This is a genomic window from Streptomyces sp. PU-14G (assembly GCF_041028275.1).
GTDB lineage: Bacteria > Actinomycetota > Actinomycetes > Streptomycetales > Streptomycetaceae > Streptomyces.
In genome coordinates this window covers 1-5,682 of record NZ_JASKYT010000405.1, presented here as the reverse complement: position 1 = coordinate 5,682, position 5,682 = coordinate 1, and the positions used below count along the sequence as shown (strand labels likewise).

The window sequence follows — 5,682 nt, the reverse complement described above, 5'->3', positions numbered from 1 at the left end:
CTCCCACGCCGCATCCGTCAGCTCACCACGACCCACCACAAGATCAATTATCAGACAGGCCCTAGGGCTTTCCTGCGGCTCTTGCTCCGGGAAGGGGTGCCACTGGCCGCGGTGTGCGGTCYKCGGGTGGGGTGTGGTTGGCCGCGCCGTTCCCCGCGCCCCTTCGGGGCGCCACCCCTTCCCGCCGCAGCGGCGATCAGCTACGACGGCGAGGGTCCGGCGGCCCTTCGACGGCCGCAAGCGGGCACTCCCGACAGTCGCAAGCGGGACGTCGGCCACCCCGCCGGAGGCGTCCCGGCCGGAGGCGAAATGCGCTGAGCCCCCGGTCCGTTGGGCACGGACTCGGGGGCTCAGCGCTGTACGCTCTGCGTTTGTGCGGGCGCTCTGCTTGCTGCTAGGCGCTCCGAGGGCACTGCGCGCTGCGTCTCGGGGGTGCAGCTGGTGCAGGGCTGGGCGTCAGGCGGTCGCGGCGTTGTTCCGCGCCCGGTTGCGGGCGGCGCGGCGCTTCATCGCGCGACGCTCATCCTCGCTGAGGCCACCCCAGACACCGGAGTCCTGACCGGACTCCAGAGCCCACTGCAGGCACTGCTCCATGACGGGGCAGCGGCGGCAGACGGCCTTGGCTTCCTCGATCTGCAGCAGCGCGGGACCAGTGTTGCCGATGGGGAAGAACAGCTCGGGGTCTTCCTCGCGGCAAACGGCGTGGTGACGCCAGTCCATGGCTGCTACCTCTCCTCGTGTGTGGCTTTGCTTGTGAATGTGAACGCTTTCACGAATCCCTCCGCGTGGGAAGTGGGGCCTCATCAACTGTGATGCGGGTCCCACTGGAGTTAGGGGAGGGGATTCCGGCTCTCAAGGGGGCCCTGTTGACGGGCCGTCCCGATCGCCATGAAGAGACTCGCAAACCTCGGCGGCGGATACAACCCCTTCCGGAAACTTTTTTTTGAATCCTTGGTGTCGGCTAGCTCACAGCCGTCATTCCAGGGGGTGGATCCTGGTCTAAACGTTCGAGTGGAAGGACTTTCGGGCCTTCCACTTACACAATCACACGCAGTGCACGCCGTACGCCTGTGAAGCTCACGCTCGTACGCAGTCCCAGGTGGTCACCGTCCATCTGAAACGGCAAGGGAACCTGCGAATGCAAGGTGAAGGAGGTGAGGTCGTGGAGTGTCACCGCGTGCTTGCCGCGCGGCCCCCGCTCGGGGCTGGAGGCCAGCAACTGGGTCCCGTAACGGCTTACCGCCAGCGGGGTCAGCCGCTTGAGACCGAGCACGTCCAAGCCTGTGTCGAACGACGCCTCCGGCGCCGCGTACAGCGGTTTGTTCCCCAGATACGACCAGGGGGCGGTGTTGCAGACTATCGACAGCGCCAGGTCACCGACCGGCTCGGCGTCCTCGCGCCGCAGCGTGATCGTGCCGTGCCGGCGGTGCGGCTCGTGCAGGAACTGCCGTACGACCTGGCGCACATACAGCGGATGCGTCGAACGCTTGCCCCGCTCGCGCTGCTGCTCCACCCTGCCGACCACCCCGGCATCGAAACCGAACCCGGCGGCGAAGGTGAACCAGCGCGCGGGGATCTCCGCGTCGTCACTCCCCGGCACGCCCCCGGCGAGCCCCAGCCCGACGGTTCTCTCCGTACGCGACTCCAGCGCGTCCAGCAGATGCCCTGTGGCCTCCACCACATCATTCGGCATGCCCAGGGCGCGCGCGAAGACGTTGGTGGACCCGCCCGGCACCACGGCCAGCCGCGGCAGCCGCTCCGGATCGGGGCCCTCGTGCAGCAGCCCGTTGACGACCTCGTTGATCGTGCCGTCCCCGCCCAGCGCGATGACCAGTTCGGTCGTGCCGCCCTGCGCCGCCTGACGTGCCAGGTCGCGGGCGTGTCCGCGGTACTCCGTGGTGGCGATCTCCAGCTTGAGATCGCTGGCCAGCGCGTGCGCCAGCACGTCGCGGGTGCGTGCGCTGGTGGTGGTTGCTGCCGGGTTGACCACGAGGAGTGCGCGCATGGGGTGAGCGTACCTACCCCGCGGTACGGGGCCCAGTCCCACCGGTTCCGGAGGGCTACGCTTCCTGTGTGAGCGAGAGCGTGACCGAGACGGATACGGAAGAGTCCATGGACAGGGACGACCGGGAGGACGACCGGGACGACACGGGGACGAAGGCGCCGGGGCCGCGCAGGATCGTGGCGGCGGCCGTGGTGACCGGCGTCGAAGGTGTGGTCGTCGCGGCGTTCGGCCTCTTCTCGCTCGTGCTGCTGGCCACCGGCAGCCCCGACGACATGGTGCAGGCCGCCACCCTCGCCGTGACGGTCCTCGCCCTGTCCGCGCTGCCCCTGGCCGCGGCACGCGGGCTGTGGCGCAGACGCCGCTGGAGCCGCGGGCCCTCGATGATCGTCCAGCTGCTCGCCCTGCCCGTCGCCTGGCAGATGGCGCAGAACGGGGGCGGGCTGGTCGCCGCGGCCGTGGCGCTGGCGCTGGCCGCCGTCGCCGTGCTGGCGTGCCTCGTCAACCCGAAGGCGACGGAGGCCCTGGGCATCGGCCCGAGGTGAGTGGCCCCGGCCCCTCCCCCCGATCGCCGGTTGCCGTACTCGCACTCAAGGGCCGGCCAGGCCCGTTTCTCGACCTTTCCCCAGCCCGCGGCCGGGAGGTGCCCCCGGCGCCTGAGTACCGGGGGACGGAGGAGGAGGGAGGGGGAGGAGGGTCACTCCTCCACCAGCAGCCGGTCCCGCAGCTGGGCCAGGGTCCTGGCGAGGAGCCTGGAGACGTGCATCTGCGAGATGCCGACCTCCTGTGCGATCTGCGACTGGGTCATGTTCCCGAAGAACCGCAGCAGCAGGATCTTCTTCTCCCGCGGCGGCAGCTCCTCCAGCAGCGGTTTGAGTGATTCGCGGTACTCGACGCCTTCCAGCGCGTCGTCCTCGGCGCCGAGGGTGTCGGCGACGGCCGGCGACTCGTCGTCGGTGTCGGGCACGTCGAGCGAGAGAGTGCTGTAGGCGTTGGCCGATTCCAGCCCTTCCAGCACCTCCTCCTCGGAGATCTTCAGCCGCTGGGCCAGCTCGTGGACCGTCGGGGCGCGCCCGTGCTGCTGGGAGAGCTCGGCGGTCGCGGAAGTGAGCGAGAGCCGCAGCTCCTGGAGGCGGCGGGGCACGCGCACGGCCCAGCCCTTGTCACGGAAGTGGCGTTTGATCTCGCCGACGACCGTGGGTGTCGCGTACGTCGAGAACTCGACGCCGCGCTCCGGGTCGAAACGGTCGACCGATTTGATCAGGCCGATCGTCGCGACCTGCGTCAGGTCGTCCAGCGGCTCGCCGCGGTTGCGGAACCGGCGGGCCAGGTGCTCGACCAGGGGCAGGTGCATGCGTACCAGCTGGTTGCGCAGCTCGGCGCGCTCGGGCCCGTCAGGCAGCTTGCGCAGTTCGATGAACAGGGCGCGCGCACCGTCGCGATCCTGCGGGTCGAGCCCGCGGGAGTCGCCGTGGGCCGCTCGCCCGCGCCGCTCGTGCTGCTGCTGGTTCATGGCGTCCGCCCGCTTCGCCTGCCTGGGTCGCTGCATGCTGGGGTCGGCCGGGTGCGGACGGGGCTGTTGCTCGGGAATGCCCCGGGAGACCGCCCCCGGGCGGCCTGACCACGTCTGACTTGCCTCGTGCTCGGTCACGACGCTCCGGGCCCCGCACCGCGCTTTTTGTGCAGGCTGATGCTCACCGTACGGTCATCCGACACTGCTGAACCCACCTCACCGGCCAGGGCCGAGAGCACCGTCCACGCGAAGGTGTCGCGTTCGGGTGCCCGGCCATCGGTCGTCGGCGCCGCGACGGTGACGTGCAGCGAGTCGCCGACGAGCTGGAAGACACAACTGAGCACGGAGCCGGGGACGGCCTGCTGGAGCAGGATCGCGCACGCCTCGTCCACGGCGATCCGCAGATCCTCGATCTCGTCGAGGGTGAAGTCCAAGCGGGCCGCGAGCCCGGCGGTGGCCGTCCGCAGCACCGACAGATAGGCACCCGCGGCCGGCAGCCGGACCTCGACGAAGTCCTGCGACGCGGGGTCGCCTGCGATCTGGGACACCCTCACCTCCAAGGTGACACGAGCCGGTTGGGCCTCGCGGCCGGCGCGGCTGTTGGTTCGTTTCGTCAGCGACGCTATCGCGATCCGTCTCACGATGCCGCACGCACCGATCGTTGCCGCCTCAACCCGCGAGCGTCACCCATAGTAAACACATGGGTACTTTCTGTGGCTAGGGGTTGAGGACCCCAATTCCTTTGTGACTACGCTGTGTTGGCGCCCGGGGTAGTCGCGAGCGACTGTCCCGGGCCAGGTCCTCACGCCCGGCGAACACCCTGGGTGCCCGAGGACGGGCCGGGAGGCGCCGATGAGAGGGCCTGCCAAGTCAATACCCGTCACCCGTTGCGTTCATAGCCCCTGGAAGCACACCCTCGGACAAGGGCCGAAACCCGCCCCTGTGGGTGACCCGGCCGTGAATTCGAGTGGCGCGAGGGGCGACTGCCATGACTACCGTGCGTGAGGACGGGCCGGGAGGCGGTGAGCGTACAGTCACCGAGAGTGAGGCGAATTCTCACTCAGTGTCACCGTGTCGGGCTCCATGAGGGCCCGGTCAGGACGGCCGTCACGGTGCTTCCCCGGGCGAAGGCGCCCTCCTCGGCGAGCGCGGTGAGGGCGAGGAGCAGCTTGGCCACGTAGATCATCTCCAGTGGGGGCAGCCCGTGCCGCGCGGCGAAGTCCTCCGCGAAGTCGGCCAGCCGCGCGCTCACCTTCGCATAGCCGCCCTCGTGGAAACGCTCGTCGAGCCGCCAGTCGCCGCGCGGTCCGCCGAAGGCCTCGCGCTGGAGCGCACGCACCTCGCCGCCCAGGAAGCCGCCCCTCAGTACGGGCACGCCGAGACAGCGCTGACCTGCGCAAAGACCGGCTGCCATGCCCGCGAGGGTGCCGCCGGTGCCGCAGGCGACGGCAGCTACGTCGGTGCGTGAGCGCAGTTCCTCACCCAGCAGGACGCACCCGCGCACGGCCGCCGCGTTGCTGCCGCCCTCCGGTACGACGGCGCACTGTCCGAAGCGCTCGCGCAACTCCTCGTGGAACGCGGGCTCCGCACGTCGGCGGTAGGCGGAGCGCGTGACGAAGTGCAGGAGCATGCCGTCCTCGGCGCAGCGGGCCAGCGAAGGATTCAGCGGCCGGTCGGCCAGCTCCTGGCCGCGCACCACCCCGACCGTGCGCAGCCCGAGCAGCCGCCCGGCCGCCGCGGTGGCCCGCAGGTGGTTGGAGTAGGCGCCGCCGAAGGTCAGCAGCCGTCGATGACCGGTCTCGGCCACCGCCCGCAGATTGGGGGCGAGTTTGCGCCACTTGTTACCCGCGAGTGCGGGGTGGATGAGGTCGTCCCGTTTGAGGAGCAGCCGCACCCCCCGCCGCGCGAACCGCTCGTCCTCGACCTCCTGGAGAGGGGAGGGAAGACGCGGAGCGAGCGCGTCGAGAGGATCAGCGCCGGGGCTGGACTCGGGTGCCACCCCTCCATTGTGAGCACCACCCGCGCCCGCCCCGCCCGGCGGGGGAACCCGCGTCCGCCCGCCCGGCGGGGGAACCCGCGTCCGCCTGCCCGGCCGGGGAACCCGCGTCCGCCCGCCCGGCGGCGCGCCTCACCTGAGCCGAGCGGCGATCCGCTCCCGCAGCTCGTC

The 5,682-nt window shown here is 70.6% G+C and carries 6 protein-coding genes; 1 reads left to right on the top strand and 5 read right to left on the bottom strand.

Going from position 1 to position 5,682, the window contains the following annotated elements; genetic code table 11:
* Nucleotides 1-456: 456 nt before the first annotated feature.
* Nucleotides 457-720: a WhiB family transcriptional regulator gene (locus AB8Z75_RS30045; RefSeq protein WP_016469673.1), complete on the bottom strand. Its 264-nt coding sequence runs from the start codon at nt 718-720 to the stop codon at nt 457-459.
* Between the two features lie 316 nt (nt 721-1,036).
* Entirely contained in the window at nt 1,037-2,005 is a 969-nt protein-coding gene (locus AB8Z75_RS30040) for a diacylglycerol kinase family protein (RefSeq protein ID WP_369207477.1), read from the bottom strand.
* Nucleotides 2,006-2,112: 107 nt separating this feature from the next.
* Between AB8Z75_RS30040 and AB8Z75_RS30035 the strand changes: the two genes are divergently transcribed.
* Entirely contained in the window at nt 2,113-2,547 is a 435-nt protein-coding gene (locus AB8Z75_RS30035) for a hypothetical protein (protein WP_369207480.1), read from the top strand.
* Between the two features lie 152 nt (nt 2,548-2,699).
* On the opposite strand, the gene AB8Z75_RS30030 is transcribed toward AB8Z75_RS30035, so the two are convergent.
* From AB8Z75_RS30030 to AB8Z75_RS30020, 3 genes are all read right to left on the bottom strand, one after another.
* Nucleotides 2,700-3,593, bottom strand: a complete 894-nt coding sequence (locus tag AB8Z75_RS30030; protein ID WP_245979648.1) for an RNA polymerase sigma factor SigF — start codon at nt 3,591-3,593, stop codon at nt 2,700-2,702.
* A gap of 56 nt (nt 3,594-3,649) precedes the next feature.
* A complete protein-coding gene (locus tag AB8Z75_RS30025) occupies nt 3,650-4,063 on the bottom strand; it encodes an anti-sigma regulatory factor (protein ID WP_369207475.1) in 414 nt (137 codons plus the stop codon).
* A gap of 518 nt (nt 4,064-4,581) precedes the next feature.
* Nucleotides 4,582-5,514 carry a 1-aminocyclopropane-1-carboxylate deaminase/D-cysteine desulfhydrase gene (locus AB8Z75_RS30020; protein WP_369207473.1) on the bottom strand — a complete coding sequence of 311 codons (933 nt, stop codon included), beginning with the start codon at nt 5,512-5,514 and terminating at the stop codon, nt 4,582-4,584.
* Nucleotides 5,515-5,682 lie beyond the last annotated feature (168 nt).